Raw genomic sequence first — 16,513 nt, forward strand, 5'->3', positions numbered from 1 at the left:
GGAATCGGCGCTGGTCGTCGCCGCGCCGGTGGATGAGGGCGGGGGCCGTGGTCGCGCAGTCCTCGTCCCGTGAGCGCCCCCGGCAGGGACGCGGCCGCCACCGAGACGGCGACGGCACGCAACCCGGCCCCGTTCTTTTCATCTCACTGGGCGTAGAACGTGGCGTCCGCCCGATCCGTCGCCGTGCTCGGCGTCTGTACCTGGAGCAGGTACTCGTAGTGCCGGACGTAGCGGCCGGCGAGGTTGTACGACTCGTACGAGACGCCCGCCGAGTCGGCCAGCCCGGCCCGCTTGTAGAAGCTGGCGTCGGACGCGAACTGCGCTGTGCCGTCGTTCTTCTCCAGCCACACCGCGTAGTTCTTGTGCCGCAGGTAGTAGCCGGGGAAGTTGGCCGACTCCAGCGAGACCGTGCCACTGCCGGTCAGACCCGCGACCACGCGGAACTGCGAGTCCGCGAGCGGGGAGACGTTGGCCTCGATACGGGCGCGGTACTCCCAGTGCCGGATGAAGCGGTCAGCGAAGTTGTACGACGAGAAGCGCTGCGGCGTGACCCCGTCGGCCACCGGGATGCCGAAGTCGGGGGTGCCGTCGGCCTTCCAGTACAGCTTCTGGAAGCGGGTGCGGCGGTTGGGGTCGTTCAGCGGGGCGCCGCTGATGTTCTTGTAGTCGCGGTCGTGGTAGACGAGGATGTCCGACTTGCCGTCCTCGGAGACGGTGAAGCTGTTGTGACCGGGGCCGTACTGGCCGGTGGCGTCGTTGCTCTTGAAGACCGGCTCGGGGTTCTTGGTCCAGGACGCCGGGTTCATCAGGTCGGCCGTGGCGTTGGCGGTCAGCAGGCCGAGGCAGTAGTTGGCGTCGGTGGCGCTGGCGGAGAAGGTCATGAAGACCTTGCTGCCGTGCTGGAGGAAGGCCGGGCCCTCGTTGACGATCGCGCCGGCCTTCTCCCAGGCGTGGGTGGGCCGGGCGATCATCACGGGGCTGCCGGTGATGGTCCAGGGGTTGGCCATCCGGGCCAGGTAGATGTTGGTGCCCGCGCCGACGGCGGGGTCGCTCTGCGCCCAGCTGAGGTAGCGGGTGCCGTTGTGCACGAACGTCGTGGCGTCGAGCGAGAAGGTGTCCAGGGGCAGGGAGATGCGGCCCTTCTCGGTCCAGGTGCCGGTGAGCGGGTTGGCGGAGCTGGACTCCAGGACGTACGGCCGGATCCGCCACTTGTCGTTGGACCAGCCGGCGGTGAAGTAGACGTACCACTTGCCGTCGATGAAGTGGATCTCCGGGGCCCAGATGTGGGCGCCCATCTCACCGCTCGCGTGCTTGGTCCAGATCGTGGTCTCCGGGGCGGTGGAGAGCCCCTGAAGAGTGGTGGCCCGGCGCATGACGATCTTGTCGTATGCCGGAACGGTCGCCGTGAAGTAGTAGAAGCCGTCGGTGTGCTTGAAGATGTGTGGATCGGCGCGTTGCAGCGCGATCGGGTTGGTGAAGGTCACGGCGGGGGAGGCGGGCGCGGCGGCCTGGGCGGCGGGAGCGGGCCCGGCGAGGCAGGCCGCGAGGGCGACGAGGACGGCCATGAGCAGCCGTACGGCTATGCGTCTCAAGGGGGTTCTCCGGATCAGGTCAGGTCAGGTCAGGTCGTGGGGACGAGGCGCCACTGCTGGCAGTTGTTGTTCAGCCAGGTCCACTGCCGTACGTCGGTGCCGTTCGCGGTGCCGCAGTTCGCCACGTCGGCGACCTTGCCGGTGGCCTCGTTGACGATCCGGACGTGGTCGCCGCTCGCGGTGTGGACGAGGCGGTAGCGCTGGCAGTTGTTGTTCAGCCAGGACCACTGCCGGATGTCGGCGCCGTCGGCGGCGGAGCATGCGGCGGTGTCCATCACCTTGCCGGTGGCGACGTTGACCAGGCGGTTGGTGTCGTTGCCGAGGTCCTCGACCTTCCACTTCTGGCTGGCGCCGCCGGTGCAGGTCCACTGGAAGATGTTGGTGCCGTCGGCGCTGTTGCCGCCGTTCACGTCCAGGCACTTGCCGCTGTTGCGGTTGACGAGGGTGTACGCCGTCGGCGTCGCCGCCGTCTCGCCGGACGGGCCGGGGAGGGTGGTGCCGAGGGCGACCGGCATGCCGAAGTTCGGGGTGCCGTCGGCGTTCCAGGTGAACTCCTGGGCGCGGGTGGTGCGGCCGTTGCCGCAGCCGCCGTTGGACGCGGAGTTGGCGTGGTAGACGATCCAGTTCTCGGTGCCGTCGGGCGAGGTGAAGAAGCCGTTGTGGCCGGGGCCGTACACGCCGCCGGCGTCATTGCGCTGGAAGACCGGGGTCTGCTTCTTGGTCCACGACGCCGGGTTCAGGGGATCGGATCCGGTCAGCTCCAGCTGGCCGAGCTTGTAGTCGGGGGTCCCGCAGAAGCTCGCGGAGTACGTCAGGAAGGTGCGGCCGTTGTGGTACAGCGGCTCGGGTCCCTCGTTGACGGGGCTGCCGGACCGCTCCCAGTCCAGGGTCGGGCTGGAGATGATCGTGAACTTGTCGCCGGCCAGCGTGTACGGATTGCTCAGCGGCGCGATCACCAGGCTCTGCGTACTGCCGTTGATGAACCCGCTGCCCAGCAGGTACAGCTTGTTGTTGGCCCGGAGCACACTCGCGTCGATCAGCCAGCCGCCCGGCGTGAGGTTGGACCCGGTGAGCGAACCCTTGTAGGTGTACGGGCCCATCGGGTCGGTGCCGGCGCTCTCCAGGACGTGGGTGCGCTGGGAGTCGCAGCAGGCGACCCCCGCCTGGCCGGCCGAGTAGTACACGTACCAGTGGCCGTTGATCAGGTGCATCTCCGGCGCCCAGAAGTTGGTGTTCCGGGTCGGCGTGGTGTCCGAGTACACCTGCACGTTGGGTGCGGTCGCGAGGCCCGCGAGGGTCGGCGACTTGCGAATGCCGAGGATGCCGGTGAACGTCGTGGTGATCAGGTAGTAGTTGCCGTCGTGGTACTGGAGCCAGGGGTCGGCGCCCTTGGACGACTTCAGCGGGTTCGTGTACGGACGGCCGTCCGCCGCGGACGCCGGTTGGGTGGTCGCCACCAGGGCGAGGAGCGCCGCGAGTACGCAGAGGATCAGCGATTTGCTGCGCTTCCTGAGCGGCGGGTGGGGCATCCGGGGCATACGAGACCGTTCCTGTCCGTAATTTCGAACGAAGTTCGTGATTCCGATCACGGTGGGGACAGAACATAAAAGCGGGGCATGCCTCCCGTCAACAGTTTCGTCATATGCGCTTTACAAACCCGCGTGCGGACGCACGTCCGGCGCGGGTGCGTGATGATGCGCTTGCCCGTTCAGGTGATGAACCGGCCGATGGGCCACCGGCCCCCCAACTTCCGCCGTATTCAAGGCACATGGACAATCACCGCGCCCCTGTCGGCCCGACCTCCCTCTCCCGGCGGCAGTTCACGAACACGACCGCCACGACGGCCGCCCTGGCCGCGCTGACTCCCACCGCGGCCGTCGCCGCTCCCGCCGTACCCCCGCAGGCGTCCCCGCGCTCCACCGCCGACTGGGAGACCTGCCTCGCGGTGGCCCGCGCCCTGCTGGTGGTCGACGAGCACGACCGGCCGCTCGTGCCGACGTACCGGAAGATCCTCGACTCCGGGCTGCCGCGCGCGAAGACGAAGACGGCGAAGAGAGTCCTCGTCGTCGGCGCGGGACCGGCCGGCCTGGTCGCCGCCTGGCTGCTGAAGCGGGCCGGGCACCACGTCACGCTCGTCGAGGCCAACGGCAACCGCGTCGGCGGCCGCATCAAGACCTTCCGCACCGGCGGCCACGAGCAGGCCGCCCAGGCGTTCGCCGACCCGGCCCAGTACGCCGAGGCCGGCGCGATGCGCATCCCCGGCAGCCATCCGCTGGTGATGAGCCTCATCGACCGACTCGGCGTCGAACGCCGCCGGTTCCACCTCGTCGACGTCGACGGCGAGGGCAAACCCGTCAACAACGCCTGGCTGCACGTCAACGGCGTCCGTGTGCGCCGCTCCGAGTACGCCAAGGCACCCCGCAAGATCAACCGCTCCTTCGGCGTCCCCCGCGAGCACTGGGACACCCCCTCCTCGACCATCCTGCGCCGCGCCCTGGACCCCGTACGCGACGAGTTCAGCACCGTCGGCGCCGACGGCAAGCGCGTCGGCAAACCGATGCCCGAGCGGGTCAAGGGCTGGGCGCGGGTCGTGCAGAAGTACGGCGACTGGTCGATGTACCGCTTCCTGACCGAGGAGGCCGGGTTCGACGAGCGGACCATCGACCTGATCGGCACCCTGGAGAACCTCACCTCACGGCTGCCGCTCTCCTTCATCCACAGCTTCATCAGCCAGTCCCTGATCAGCCCCGACACCGAGTTCTGGGAGCTGGTCGGCGGCACCGCGACCCTCCCGGACGCGCTGCTCGAGCAGGTCGCGGACGTCCTGCGCCTCGACCGCCGCGCCACCCACATCGAGTACTGGGCCCCCGGCCGGCCCGGCGCCGACGACACCTCCCACGTCGGCGCCAAGGGCCCGCACGTCTGGATCGACACCGTCTCCGAGGGGCGCGACGGCAAAGTCGTGCGCGAGCAGTTCACCGGCGACCTCGCGATCGTCACCGTGCCGTTCTCCGGGCTCAGGCAGGTGCAGGTCAGCCCGCTGATGTCGTACAAGAAGCGGCGCGCGGTCGCCGAGCTGCACTACGACAGTGCCACCAAGGTGCTGCTCGAGTTCGGCCTGCGCTGGTGGGAGTTCACAGAGGAGGACTGGAAGCGCGAGCTCGACGCCGTACGGCCCGGGCTCTACGGCGACTACCGCAAGGGCAAGGCACCGGCCGACGGCAGCCTGCTCGGCGCCCACCCCTCCGTCCCGGACGGGCATCTCAACGACGCACAGCGCGCGCACTACGCCGCCAACCGCTGGGCCACCCGCGACCAGCCCGAGGCGGCGCACATCATCGGCGGCGGCTCGGTCTCCGACAACTCCAACCGCTTCATGATCAACCCCTCCCACCCCGTCGAGGGCAGCAAGGGCGGCGTCGTCCTCGCCTCCTACAGCTGGGCCGACGACGCCTCCCGCTGGGACTCCCTCGACGAGGACGCCCGCTACCCGCACGCGCTGCGGGGCCTGCAACAGGTCTACGGCCAGCGCGTCGAGGTCTTCTACACCGGCGCCGGGCGGACACAGAGCTGGTTGCGGGATCCGTACGCGTACGGGGAGGCGTCCGTCCTCCTGCCCGGCCAGCACACGGAGCTGCTGGAGGCCATCCGCAGCCCTGAGGGGCCGCTGTACTTCGCCGGGGACCACACCTCGGTGAAGCCGTCGTGGATCGAGGGCGCACTCGAGTCGGGGGTGCGGGCGGCGCTGGAGGCGCACGGGGACTGAGGCGCCGCGGGACTCAGCTGCCCAGGGGCTGTTCCGTCCAGATCACCTTGCCGGTCGTCGTGTACCGCGTGCCCCAGCGCTCGGCGAACTGCGCCACCAGGAACAGCCCTCGGCCGCCCTCGTCCGTCGCGGCCGCGCTGCGCAGATGCGGGGCGGTGCTGCTGCCGTCGGAGACCTCGCAGATCAGGGCGCGGTCGCGGATGAGGCGGACGCGGATGGGGCCGGTGGCGTGGCGCAGGGCGTTGGTGACCAGCTCGCTGAGGATCAGCTCGGTCGTGAACGCCTCCTCCGCCAGGCCCCAGGAGTCCAGTGTCCGGGTGGCCGCGGCCCGGACCCGGGCCACGGCGGCCGGGTCGTCCGGGACGTCCCAGGTCGCCGCTCGGTCGGCGGCGAGCATCCGGGTCCGGGCGACGACGAGGGCGACGTCGTCGCGCGGCCGCTCCGGCAGCAGGGCCGCGAGGACCGCCTTGCAGGTCTCCTCCGGCGTCCGGCCGTGCGTCGGCGGAGCCGCGGCCAGCGCCCCACGCAGCAGCTCGAGGCCCTCGTCGATGTCCCGGCCCTGGTCCTCGACCAGCCCGTCCGTGTACAGGACCAGCCCGCTGCCCTCGGTCAGCCGCAGCTCGGTCGCCCGGAAGGGCAGGCTGCCGCCCAGGCCCAGCGGCGGCCCGCCGGTGACCGAGGGGAACTCGACGTCGCCGTCGGGGTGGACGACGGCCGGTTCGAGGTGGCCGGCGCGGGCGAGGGTGCACAGCCCGGAGGACGGGTCGTACACGGCGTACAGGCAGGTCGCCCCGGTGACCGGCGCGATCTCGCCGTCGCCGCCCTCGTCCTGGTCGATACGGGCCACCAGCTCGTCGAGGTGGCCGAGGAGTTCGTCGGGCGGGAGGTCGAGCGTCGAGAAGTTGTGGACCGCCGTACGGAGCCGCCCCATCGTCGCCGCCGCGTGCAGCCCGTGCCCCACGACGTCCCCCACGACCAGTGCCACCCGCGCGCCCGGCAGCGGGATCACGTCGAACCAGTCCCCGCCGACCCCGCCCTGCGCCGCCTGTGCGGGCAGATAGCGGTAGGCGACGTCGAGTCCGCTCTGGTCGGGCAGGGCCCGGGGCAGCAGGCTGCGCTGGAGCGTGACCGACAGGGTGTGCTCGCGGGTGTAGCGGCGGGCGTTGTCGATGCTGACGGCGGCCCGCGCGACCAGCTCCTCGGCGAGGGAGACGTCCTCCCGCTCGAACGTCTCGGGCCGGTCGGCCCGCCAGAACGTGGCCATGCCCATGATCACGCCCCGGGCCCGCAGCGGCACCGTGAGCATCGCGTGAATCCCGAACCCCACCAGCCGGCGGGCGTTCTCCGGGTCCTGGACCTGCCAGCCGGAGAAGGCGGGCAGGTCCGGCTCCAGCACGGACTCGCCGGTGCCGAAGCCGAAGGCCTGCGCGCTGTCCGGGGCGAAGTGGATCAGCTTGCCGATCGGGTAGAGCGGGCTGCCCTCCCGTACGCCCCGGAAGGCGACCCGGCGCATGTCGGTGCGGCCCTCCTTCGGCTCCTCGCCCCGCAGCACCGGATCCGCCAGGTCGACGGAGACGAAGTCGGCGAACCGGGGCACCGCGAAGTCGGCCAGCTCCTGCGAGGTGCGGGTGACATCGAGAGTGGTGCCGATCTCCAGGCCCGCGTCGTACAGCAGCTTCAGCCGCTCCTGCGCCACGTCCGCCCTGCCGGTCAGCGTCCGCAGCTCGGTGGTGTCCCGCAGCGTCGCCACGCTGCCGGGCGGCCCGCCGTCCCGGTCGGTGGCCCGCTGGCTCACCGCCAGCAGCCGGCCCTGCGCCAGATGCACCTCGTCGGTGGCGTCCCGCCCGGAGGCGAACAGCCCGGCGAGGTCGCTCCCGAGGCCCAGGGCGAGGCAGGGCCGCCCCTCCGCGTCCGAGCCGAGCCCCAGCAGCCGGCGCGCCTCGTCGTTCGCCAGCGCCAGCCGGCCCTGGCCGTCCAGGATCAGCACGCCCTCGCGCACGGCGTGCAGGACGGCGTCGTGATGCTCGTACATCCGGGTCATCTCGGCGGGCCCCAGGCCGTGCGTCTGGCGCAGCAGCCGCCGGCTGACCAGCGCGGTTCCGCCGGTGGCGAGGGCGAGCGCGCCCGCCGCCGAGGCGAGCAGCACCGGCAGCTGGTGGTCCACGACCCCGCCGACACTGGCCAGCGTCACACCGGCGGCCACCATCCCGACGACCCGGCCGCCGTCGTCCGTCACGGGGACGACGGCCCGCACCGACGGTCCCAGCGTCCCGGTGTACGTCTCGCGCACCACCCCGCCCGCCACGGCCGGTGCGATGGTGCCGACGAAGTGCTTGCCGATCTGGTCGGGGTTGGGGTGCGTGTACCGGATCCCGTCGGTGTTCATCACGACGACGAAGTCCACGTCGGTCGCCTCGCGCGCCGCCTCGGCACGCGGCTGGAGCAGCACGGTGGGATCCGGTTCCGCCAGGGCGTCCACGACACCCGGCGCGTTCGCGAAGGCCTCCGCCACGGCGAGGGACCGGTTGCGGGCCTCCCGCTCGGTGTCGTTGCGCACCTGTAGCACCAGGGCCACCACTGCGGCGACGACGAGAAGCACGACGATCGCCGCCTGTAGCACGAAGACCTGCCGCGCGACGGTACGCGCGCTCACCAGCGAGCGCAGGCGGCCGAGGACTGCGGCCATGCCTCATTTCTAACACCGTTCGGCCGACCGGGCGCTGCTGTTGTGCGGGATCGGCCCTACGGGCGGGTCGGCGGCACGAGGCCCTCGCGGGCGATCGGTGCGAGGAGGTGTTCGTCGGGGGCGTGCTGGAGGCAGCCGGGACAGGAGTGCGGCAGCCGGCGGGTGGGCAGTCCGAGTACGTCCGTGAAGTCGGCGTTCGGCAGCGAGCCGCCGGTTCCGCTACGGCGGCGTAGGCGAAATCCTGGGGGCATGAGTCGACGGCGGCCGTCGGATCTACGGTGAGCACGAACCGACGCGCCCGGCGTCGGACGCCTCGCGGGCGACGGCCGTTCCGGCGGCGTCCGGCATTCGGAGCAGCAGCAGCGCCGCGTCGTCGTGCAGTCGGCCCCCCACATGGGCCAGCAGCTCGTCGTGGAGCGCGGTGACGGTGCGCACCGGCTCGTCGCAGGTGTGCCGCCCCAGTCCCTCGGCGAGCGGGTAGAACTGCCGGTCGTGGTCGCGGGCCTCGGTGACGCCGTCGGTGTAGAGCAGCAGCTGGTCCCCATCGGCGAAAGGCAGCACCTGTAGTGCGGGAGTCTCGCCGGAGAGGGTGCGCAGACCGAGCGGCGGCGCAGGACGGTCCGGCTCGACCGGTACGACGACGGAGTCGCGCACCAGCAGCGGCGGCGCGTGCCCGCAGTTGACCACCTCCAGCTGTCCGTCCCGGGGGTACCCGGCGACCACGGCGGTCACGAAGTCGTCGCTGCCCAGGTTGCGGGCCAGGCTCCGCTCGATCCGCGCGACGACGGCCAGCAGATCGGGCTCGTCGTAGGCGGCCTCGCGGAAGACACCCAGCACCAGAGCCGCCGTCCCGACCGCGGGCAGCCCCTTGCCGCGCACATCGCCGACGATCAGCCGGACCCCGTAGGGCGTGGACACGAGCGCGTAGAGGTCGCCGCCGATCCGGGCCTCCGCAGCGGCCGCGCTGTAGCGGACGGCCACCTGGAACGGGCCGACGGTCGTCGGTACGGGCTGGAGCAGCGCGTGCTGGGCGGCCTCGGCGACCGAACGGACCGCGGCGAGGACCCGCTCGCGCCGCCCGCGCAGCGCGCTGGCCAGGCTCCCGGCCAGGGTGACGGCCATCAGCGCGGCCAGCACCACCGCCAGCTCGTGGCCCTCGGCGTCGTCCCGAATGCCGAGGATCGCGCCCAGCACGGCGGCGAGTACCCCCACGCACAGGACCCCGCGCGGGCCGTTGGTGGTCGCGGCGAGCGCGGGACCCACGGCGAGCAGCGGCAGCCACGTCATTTCCGACCCACAGACGAGATCGACGAACACGATGGTGGCGACGATCAGGACGGGCAGTACGGGCGTGGTGGCGACCAGTCGCCTCGGCCAGTGGTCACGACCGTGATACAGGGCCTGGCTCATGTCTTGTCGGCTGTCCTCACCTGTGAGCGGGGGCATGCGCCCAGGAAAATGTCCGATTTATATAAGAAAAGCGGTTCGGCCCCGGACAGGACAAGGACACGGATTTCAGATAGTGAGCGACAGGCCCCGGGTCACACGGCTCGCGGTCGGCAGCAGACGCGCCCTGACCTCCTCCAGACGGGCCCGCGTCTCCTCGATACGGGACCGCCGGTCCGCCCGCAGCGACACACCGAGGGAGCCGAGGGTGCTGCCGCTGTAGACGGGCACCGCGACACAGACCGTGCCGAGCGTGTACTCCTCCATGTCCGTGACCGCGGGGGCCAGGGGCGAGGAGTCCAGCCGCCGGATCAGCTCCGGAGGGTCGGTGATCGTCCTGGGCGTGAGGTCGGCTAGCGGGTGCCGGGAGAGGTAGTCCTTGCGTGACTCCTCGTCCAGCTCGCGCAGCACGGACTTGCCCAGCGCCGTGGCGTGCCCGGCGTCCTCGAACCCCACCCACAGATCCACCCGGGGCGCCCGCGGGCCGTCGACGATCTCGGCGACCCGGATCTCCCCCTCCTCGTAGAACGTGAGGTACGCGGCGGACGACAGCTCGTCCCGCAGCGCCGCCAGCGTGGGCCGGATCCGGCTGAGCAGCGACTGGGTCCGCCCCGAGGTGTGGAGTGTCTCCAGCCGGTCGCCCAGGATGAACCCGCCGTCGTCGAGCTTGCGGACGTATCCGTCGTGGACCAGCGTCCGCAGCAGGTGGTACGTCGTGGCCAGGGGCAGGCCGGTCTCCCGCGCCAGCTGCTTGGCCGGCGCGCCGTTCTGGTGCGCGCTCATCGCCTCCAGCAGACGGAAGGCCCGCTGTACGGAGCCGATGAGCGTGGGGCCGCTGTCAGCACCCATAGCAACAGCCTGCGCCGGGCGCGCGACGCAGGCAAGGCGGAACGGTCCGGGCCCAGAGCCTGGCGGCCGGACATGCCCCAGGGGGTGTTCTGACCGAACCGCACAGCACCCGGGCGCCCGGCACGCACCCTCGCCGCACCGGCCAAAGGCTCACGCCGAGGGCACGCACCGGCTGCGACACCAGCCGCTGCCGCGGCGGGCGCGGCACCGCACGGGACTTTCGGAACACCCCCTAGGCCCTGTCGTCAAATTCCCGTCGTCCGCCCGAAGGGCGGGCCGCGCGGCGCCAGGTGCGTGCTCTCGACGCCCGGTGCGGCGAGTGGGGGTGCCCCCCCTCTGGGGGAGCGCGCATGGCGCCGCGCGGCAGGCGGGAATTTGACGACGGGGCCTAGAGCACCCCCTAGAGCACCGCCTAGAGCACCCGCGCGACGAGCAGCGCGACGTCGTCGTGGTCGTCGGGATGGCGCAGGCCGTACAGCAGGAGGTCGCAGGTCTCCTCCAGCGGCCTGCCGGGTTCGTCGAGGAAGCCGAGGAGGACGTCCAGACGGTCGTCGATGGAGTGGTGCCGCGTCTCGACGAGGCCGTCGGTGTAGAGGACCAGCAGATCGCCGGGGCCCAGGTCGACCGTGGTGGTCCCGAACGGGATGCCGCCGACGCCGAGCGGGCCCCCGGCCGGCAGGTCGAGCAGCTTCGGCGGGCGGCCGGGGCGGGCCAGCGCGGGCGGCATGTGCCCGGCGTTGGCGATGTGGCAGTGCTGGCTGCGGGGGTCGTACACCGCGTACAGACAGGTGACGATGTAGTGCTCCAGATCGCAGGTGATCTTGTCCAGGTGCTGGAGCACGGTGCCGGGATCGAGGTTGAGGTCCGCGTAGGCACAGGTGGCGGTGCGCAGTCGGCCCATGGTGGCGGCGGCGTCGATGCCGTTGCCCATGACGTCGCCGACGACCAGGGCGGTCTCGTCGTCCTCCAGCGGGATCACGTCGTACCAGTCGCCGCCGACCTCGCTGGTGGCCTGGGCGGGCTGGTAGCGGTAGGCGAGTTCCAGTCCGGTGTGGTGCGGGGGATGGTCGGGCAGCAGGCTGCGCTGGAGGGTGAGCGCCGTGTTGCGCACGCTCTGGAACCAGCGGGCGTTGTCGATGGCCACGGCGGCCCGGCTGGCCAGCTCCGAGGCCAGGACGACGTCGTCCTCGTCGAACGGCACCGGATTGCGGGTCCGCTTGAGGTCGAGCGCGCCGAGCACCTCGCCGTGTGCGATCAACGGCACGGCCAGATACGAGTGCACGCCCGCCCGCGCCAGCAGCGAGGTGGCCTCCTCGTCGCGGGCGATGCGCGGCAGATCCCGCTCGCCGACATGGCGCACCAGGACCGGCCGGGCCGTGTGCACGCACAGCGTGACCAGCCGGTCCCCGTCGTACGCGGCGAGGTCACCGGGCGGGTCGGCGGCGCGCAGCGCCACGCTCGGGTAGGCCGCCTTGAGGGCGAGGGCCCGGAACAGCTCCGGGCCGTTGTCCGGTTCGCGCATACGGCGGCAGGCGAGCGCGGAGTCCAGCACGTCCACGGCGACCACGTCGGCCAGCTCGGGCGTGGCCACGTCGGCCAGCTCGCGGGCGGTCCGCTCCACCTCCAGCGTGGTGCCGACCCGGGTGGAGGCGTCCGCGATCAGGGCCAGCCGGCGCCGGGCCCGGTCGGCCTCGGCGGCCGCACGGTGCCGCTCGGTGACGTCGACGAACGAGATGGCCGCGCCCAGGACCCGCCCGCCGGGATCCTCCAGCCGGTAGAAGGACAGCGACCAGGCGTGCTCGTGCTCGGGGTCGGCCGGCGGGCGGCCCACGTGGTACTGGTCGAGCAGCGGGGTGCCGGTGGTGAGCACCTGGCGCAGCGCGGACTCGATGGTGTCGATGTCCGGCAGCGGCAGCGTCTCCCGCAGCCGGCGCCCGACATGGTCCTCGGCCGGGGTCGCGTCGATCCGCTCCAGCGCCGGGTTGACCAGCAGATAGCGCAGCTCCGGGTCCAGCAGGGCCAGCCCGATCGGGGACTGGCTGATCAGCCGCTCGCACAGCGCCAGATCGGTCTCGACGCGCTGGAGCAGGGAGTGGTCGGCGGCGATGCCCAGCGCGTAGACGTCACCGAGGTCGTCCAGCAGCCGCATGTTGCGGAACTCCGTCAGCCGGGTACTGCCGTCCTTGTGCCGCACCGGGAAGGTGCCGGCCCAGCTCCGGCCGGTCTCCAGCACCTCCGTGAACAGCTGCACGACCGCCGGCAGCTGATCGGCGTGGATGAACAGCCGGGCCGCGTGCGTGCCGAGCGCCTCCTCGGCGGTGTAGCCGAAGAGCTCCTCGGCCTGCGGGGTCCAGAACACCACGCGCCCGGCCGCGTCGACGACCACCGCCGCCACGCTCAGCACGTCGAGCAGGCCGGTCGGGCGGGGCGGCTGCGGGTCGTACCCGCCTGTGTCGGACTCGAAGGATCCAGCTGTCATCGCAGCTCCTCCTGCACCGGGCCGGCCGCGCCCGCCGACCTCGACCACGGCCGGGTACCACGCCTGAGCCGACCGGCACCTCCATGCTCCCTCCGACCGGCACCGCTCGCCCACCGGGCCCCGGCCCGTGCAGATCGGGCGGACAAGCAGGAACATGGTCGTGTGAGGACGGGACCCATGGACGCTGCGTGAGGACCCATGGATGCTGCGCGAGAACGACCGGAGGCGCCCACGTCCGCAGGACCGAGCGCGCTCTTCGACGCGTCCACCGACGCGGCGGCAGTGGTGTCCGGACGCGGCGTCGTCCTCGGCTGGACGCGGGCCGCGGAGGAACTCCTCGGCCGTCCGGCCTCGGAGACCGTCAGCACCCCCGTCGCGGCCCTGCTGGCGATGCCGGGCGATCCGGTCCGGGTGGCCGGTGTCACCGAGCGCTGCCGGGCCGGCATGGGGTGGAGCGGCCTCATCGCCGTACGGCACCGCGACGGCCGCCGGATCGACGTGGACCTGCGGGTCTCCGCGTCCTTCCGGATCGGCGCGGACGAGTGCTTCCTGATCTCCGCGCGGGAGCGACGGCAGCAGTGGGCGGTCGGCCAGTCCGTCCTCGACGGATTCCTGACCCGCTCACCGGTCGGCATGGCCGTCATGGACACCCAGCTGCGCTACGTCTGGCTCAACGACACCCTGGAACGCTTCGGCGGTGTCCCCCGTGAGCAGCGCCTCGGCCGGCGGCTGAGCGAACTGCTGCCCGGGCTTCAGGCGGACACCATCGAGGGCCTGATGAGCAAGGTCCTGGAGACCGGCCTCCCGGTCACCGACTACGAGTACGTCGGCTGGAGCTGGGCCGACCCGCACCGCCGGCACGCCTACTCGACGTCCTTCTTCCCCCTCGTGGACCCCGACAACTCGATCACCGGGGTCTGCTACATGGTCTCGGACGTCACCGAGCGATGGCACGCCCGCCAGCTGTTGTCGCTGGTCAGCGAGGCCGGGACGCGCATCGGCACGACGCTGGACGTGCTGCGGACGGCGCAGGAACTCGCCGACTTCGCCGTGCCCCGGTTCGCCGACTTCGTCGTCGTGGACCTGCTGGAGCCCGTGCTCAGCTCCGAGGGACACGGGGCGTGGCTGCCCGACGCCGGACCGGCGCCCGCCAAGCCCGTGATGCGCCGGGCCGGCATGAGCTCGGTGCGCGAGGGCTGCCCGGAGGCGGTGGCGCGGATCGGGGAACGGGTGGACTTCGTCCCGCCGCCGCACGGCGCGCATCTGCTCATCGACGGCGGCCCGGTCCTCATCCCGGTCCTCGACCCGTCCGACGCGCTGTGGACCACCGAACAGCCCGCGCGGTCGGCCAGCATCCGCGAGTTCGGCCTGCACTCCCTCATCTCCGCCCCGATGCGGGCCCGCAACACCGCCCTGGGCCTGACCACGTTCATCCGCTCGCTCAACCCCGTCTCCTTCCAGCGCGACGACGTCCTGGTCGCCCAGGAGCTGGTCGCCCGCGCCGCGCTGTGCGTCGACAACGCCCGCCGCTACACCCGGGAACACACCGCGGCGGTCACCCTCCAGCGCAGTCTGCTGCCCCAGGCCCTCACCGGCGGTACGGCACTGGAAGTGGCCTCCTCCTATCTGCCCGCGGACCCGACCGGCGGGGTCGGCGGCGACTGGTTCGACGTGATCCCGCTGTCCGGCGCCCGGGTGGGCCTGGTCGTCGGCGACGTCGTCGGCCACGGCATCACCGCGGCGGCGACCATGGGCCGGCTGCGCACCGCCGTACAGACCCTCGCCGACATGGAGATGCCGCCCGACGAACTGCTGGCCCACCTCGACGACCTGGTGCTCCGCCTCAGCGAGGAGCAGACCGGCGAGGAGGCGACCGACGAGGAGGCGACCGAGGCGGCCCGCCAGGGCCGGACCGGTTTCCTCGGCGCGACCTGCCTCTACGCCGTCTACGACCCGGTCACCAGGCGCTGCACGATGGCCCGGGCCGGCCACCCGCCCCCGGTCGTCGTCGCGCCCGACGGGCAGGTCTCCTTCCCCGAACCCCCGGCCGGGCCGCCGCTCGGACTGGGCGGGATGGCCTTCGAGGCCGCTGAGATCGAGCTCGCCGAGAACAGCCTGCTCGGCCTCTACACCGACGGCCTCGTCAGCGCCGCCGACCGTGACATGGAGCGCGGCATGGCCCGGCTCGGCGACCTGCTGTCCCGGCGGGACTGCGACCTCGACACCCTGTGCTCCTCCGCAGTACGCCGGCTCGTACCCGCGCCGCAGCCCGACGACATCGCCCTGCTCCTGACCCGCACCCACGCGCTGGGCGCCGAGCACGTCGTCTCGTGGGAGGTGCCCGTCGACCCGGCCGCCGTCGCCGACCTCCGGGGCCGGGCGACCCGCCAGGTGGAGTCCTGGGGCCTCGGCGAACTCGCCATGACGACCGAGCTGATCGTCAGCGAACTGGTCACCAACGCGATCCGCTACGCCGAACCCCCCATCCGCCTACGCCTGCTCCGAGACTCCCGCCTGACCTGCGAGGTCGCCGACGCCAGCAGCACCGCCCCTCGGCTGCGCCACGCCCGCAGCATGGACGAGGGCGGCCGGGGCCTGTTCCTGGTGGCCCAACTGGCCCACCGCTGGGGCGCCCGCTACACGCCGGTCGGAAAGATCATCTGGGCCGAGCAGGAAATCCCCTGACACAACCGGACCCGCGCTGACGGATCACGAACGCAGTGCTTCCGAGACGGACTTGCCGGTCCACGGGGATCTCGGTGCCGGTACTGAAGGACGCCTCGTCGGAGAGCGGGAGCACCACGAGCGGGTGATCTTGATCTCGTCCACGGTGCCGGTGCGACTTAGCAGGGTCTCGCGGATGTGCGCCTCGCGGAAGGCGGGGCCGCGGAGTCGGAGCCGGAGCGGTTGCCCGGAATGAGGTGCGGGCTTGCCTGTCACGGGCGCCGAGACGCACCGCATGCTGTCGACGGCCGCACGGGGCGGCTGGTCCGGGCAGCGGCGTGCGGGTAGGGACGACTACGTGTCGTCGGGCCGTCCGTCGCCATCTTCTGGGCGATCGGCATCCCGTATCCGGTTCATCCACGCCATGGAGAGGCCATGGCTCAGTGAAGTCCGAGGTCTCGGCCGGCCGGGGTTGGTGATTGACCGCGGTCGCCGTCTTTGTCGTGATCGTCCGTGGGGGGGGGAGTGCGGCGTGGATTCCCCGTGCGTCGGCGGGTGCGGGGGAGGAGCCGTTCTGGAACGCACGACCAGGGTCCGACGGCCGCGTGCGATCGGCGCCCTGCCCAACCCGGCGTGCCGGGCCCGGATGTCCGGGCCCGGCTTCCGTAGACGTGCGACCTCTCCTAAAGGGCCGAGATCAGCGTCCCCTCGTCATCACCACCCGTGATGCTCCTTCCCGTGACCCGAGTGCTTGGGCTTGCTCGGGTGCTTGGGGTAGTCCGGCTTGACGGGGTGAGCGGGCTTGACCGGGTAGGCCGGCTTGACCGGGTACGCCGGCTTGACGGGATGGGCCGGCTTGACCGGGTGCGCGGGCTTCTCCGGGTAGGCGGGCTTGATGGGCTTGGCGGGGTATGCGGGCTTGACGGGGTAGGCGGGCTTGACGGGCTTGACCGGGTAGGCGGGCTTTTCCGGATATGCGGGCTTGACGGGCTTGACCGGGTAGGCGGGCTTTTCCGGGTACGCGGGCTTGA

General features: G+C 71.9%; 9 protein-coding genes and 1 pseudogene. 2 read left to right on the forward strand and 8 right to left on the reverse strand.

The window, feature by feature from the left end:
* Positions 1-143 precede the first annotated feature (143 nt).
* Together KUM44_RS09040 and KUM44_RS09045 are read right to left on the reverse strand one after the other, a co-directional pair.
* A complete protein-coding gene (locus KUM44_RS09040; RefSeq protein ID WP_217207376.1) occupies positions 144-1,565 on the reverse strand; it encodes a family 43 glycosylhydrolase in 1,422 nt (473 codons plus the stop codon).
* 56 nt (positions 1,566-1,621) lie between these two features.
* Positions 1,622-3,130 carry a family 43 glycosylhydrolase gene (locus KUM44_RS09045; RefSeq protein ID WP_254389272.1) on the reverse strand — a complete coding sequence of 503 codons (1,509 nt, stop codon included), beginning with the start codon at positions 3,128-3,130 and terminating at the stop codon, positions 1,622-1,624.
* A 230-nt stretch (positions 3,131-3,360) separates the two neighbouring features.
* Between KUM44_RS09045 and KUM44_RS09050 the strand changes: the two genes are divergently transcribed.
* Positions 3,361-5,358, forward strand: coding sequence for an FAD-dependent oxidoreductase (locus KUM44_RS09050; protein ID WP_217207276.1), 1,998 nt, complete (start codon positions 3,361-3,363; stop codon positions 5,356-5,358).
* Between the two features lie 13 nt (positions 5,359-5,371).
* Here the strand turns inward: KUM44_RS09050 and KUM44_RS09055 are convergent, their stop codons facing one another.
* The 5 genes from KUM44_RS09055 to KUM44_RS09075 form a co-directional block, all read right to left on the reverse strand.
* A complete protein-coding gene (locus KUM44_RS09055) occupies positions 5,372-8,044 on the reverse strand; it encodes a SpoIIE family protein phosphatase/ATP-binding protein (RefSeq protein WP_217207277.1) in 2,673 nt (890 codons plus the stop codon).
* A 56-nt stretch (positions 8,045-8,100) separates the two neighbouring features.
* On the reverse strand, positions 8,101-8,295 hold the full coding sequence (locus KUM44_RS09060; RefSeq protein ID WP_254389273.1) for a hypothetical protein: 195 nt from the start codon (positions 8,293-8,295) through the stop codon (positions 8,101-8,103).
* A 22-nt stretch (positions 8,296-8,317) separates the two neighbouring features.
* The gene (locus tag KUM44_RS09065; RefSeq protein ID WP_217207278.1) at positions 8,318-9,454 is read right to left on the reverse strand and encodes a PP2C family protein-serine/threonine phosphatase; all 1,137 of its coding nucleotides are present in this window, start codon (positions 9,452-9,454) and stop codon (positions 8,318-8,320) included.
* A 105-nt stretch (positions 9,455-9,559) separates the two neighbouring features.
* Positions 9,560-10,339: an IclR family transcriptional regulator gene (locus KUM44_RS09070; RefSeq protein ID WP_217207279.1), complete on the reverse strand. Its 780-nt coding sequence runs from the start codon at positions 10,337-10,339 to the stop codon at positions 9,560-9,562.
* Positions 10,340-10,751: 412 nt separating this feature from the next.
* Positions 10,752-12,818, reverse strand: coding sequence for a SpoIIE family protein phosphatase (locus KUM44_RS09075; protein ID WP_217207280.1), 2,067 nt, complete (start codon positions 12,816-12,818; stop codon positions 10,752-10,754).
* A gap of 198 nt (positions 12,819-13,016) precedes the next feature.
* Here KUM44_RS09075 and KUM44_RS09080 point away from each other — a divergent pair, with 198 nt between their 5' ends.
* Positions 13,017-15,503 (forward strand): SpoIIE family protein phosphatase, encoded by a 2,487-nt coding sequence (locus KUM44_RS09080; RefSeq protein ID WP_217207281.1) that lies wholly within the window; start codon positions 13,017-13,019, stop codon positions 15,501-15,503.
* 693 nt (positions 15,504-16,196) lie between these two features.
* On the opposite strand, the pseudogene KUM44_RS09085 reads toward KUM44_RS09080, so the two are convergent.
* Positions 16,197-16,513 (reverse strand): annotated as a pseudogene (locus KUM44_RS09085) (hypothetical protein); the annotation flags it as partial.

Source organism: Streptomyces sp. AC550_RSS872 (assembly GCF_019049285.1).
Classification (GTDB): Bacteria; Actinomycetota; Actinomycetes; order Streptomycetales; family Streptomycetaceae; genus Streptomyces.

Coding starts and splice junctions, on each gene's coding strand:
- KUM44_RS09040 (WP_217207376.1), bottom strand. CDS start 1,565: ATGGCCGTCCTCGTCGCCCTCGCGGCCTGCCTCGCCGGGCCCGCTCCC.
- KUM44_RS09045 (WP_254389272.1), bottom strand. CDS start 3,130: ATGCCCCGGATGCCCCACCCGCCGCTCAGGAAGCGCAGCAAATCGCTG.
- KUM44_RS09050 (WP_217207276.1), top strand. CDS start 3,361: ATGGACAATCACCGCGCCCCTGTCGGCCCGACCTCCCTCTCCCGGCGG.
- KUM44_RS09055 (WP_217207277.1), bottom strand. CDS start 8,044: ATGGCCGCAGTCCTCGGCCGCCTGCGCTCGCTGGTGAGCGCGCGTACC.
- KUM44_RS09060 (WP_254389273.1), bottom strand. CDS start 8,295: ATGCCCCCAGGATTTCGCCTACGCCGCCGTAGCGGAACCGGCGGCTCG.
- KUM44_RS09065 (WP_217207278.1), bottom strand. CDS start 9,454: ATGAGCCAGGCCCTGTATCACGGTCGTGACCACTGGCCGAGGCGACTG.
- KUM44_RS09070 (WP_217207279.1), bottom strand. CDS start 10,339: ATGGGTGCTGACAGCGGCCCCACGCTCATCGGCTCCGTACAGCGGGCC.
- KUM44_RS09075 (WP_217207280.1), bottom strand. CDS start 12,818: ATGACAGCTGGATCCTTCGAGTCCGACACAGGCGGGTACGACCCGCAG.
- KUM44_RS09080 (WP_217207281.1), top strand. CDS start 13,017: ATGGATGCTGCGCGAGAACGACCGGAGGCGCCCACGTCCGCAGGACCG.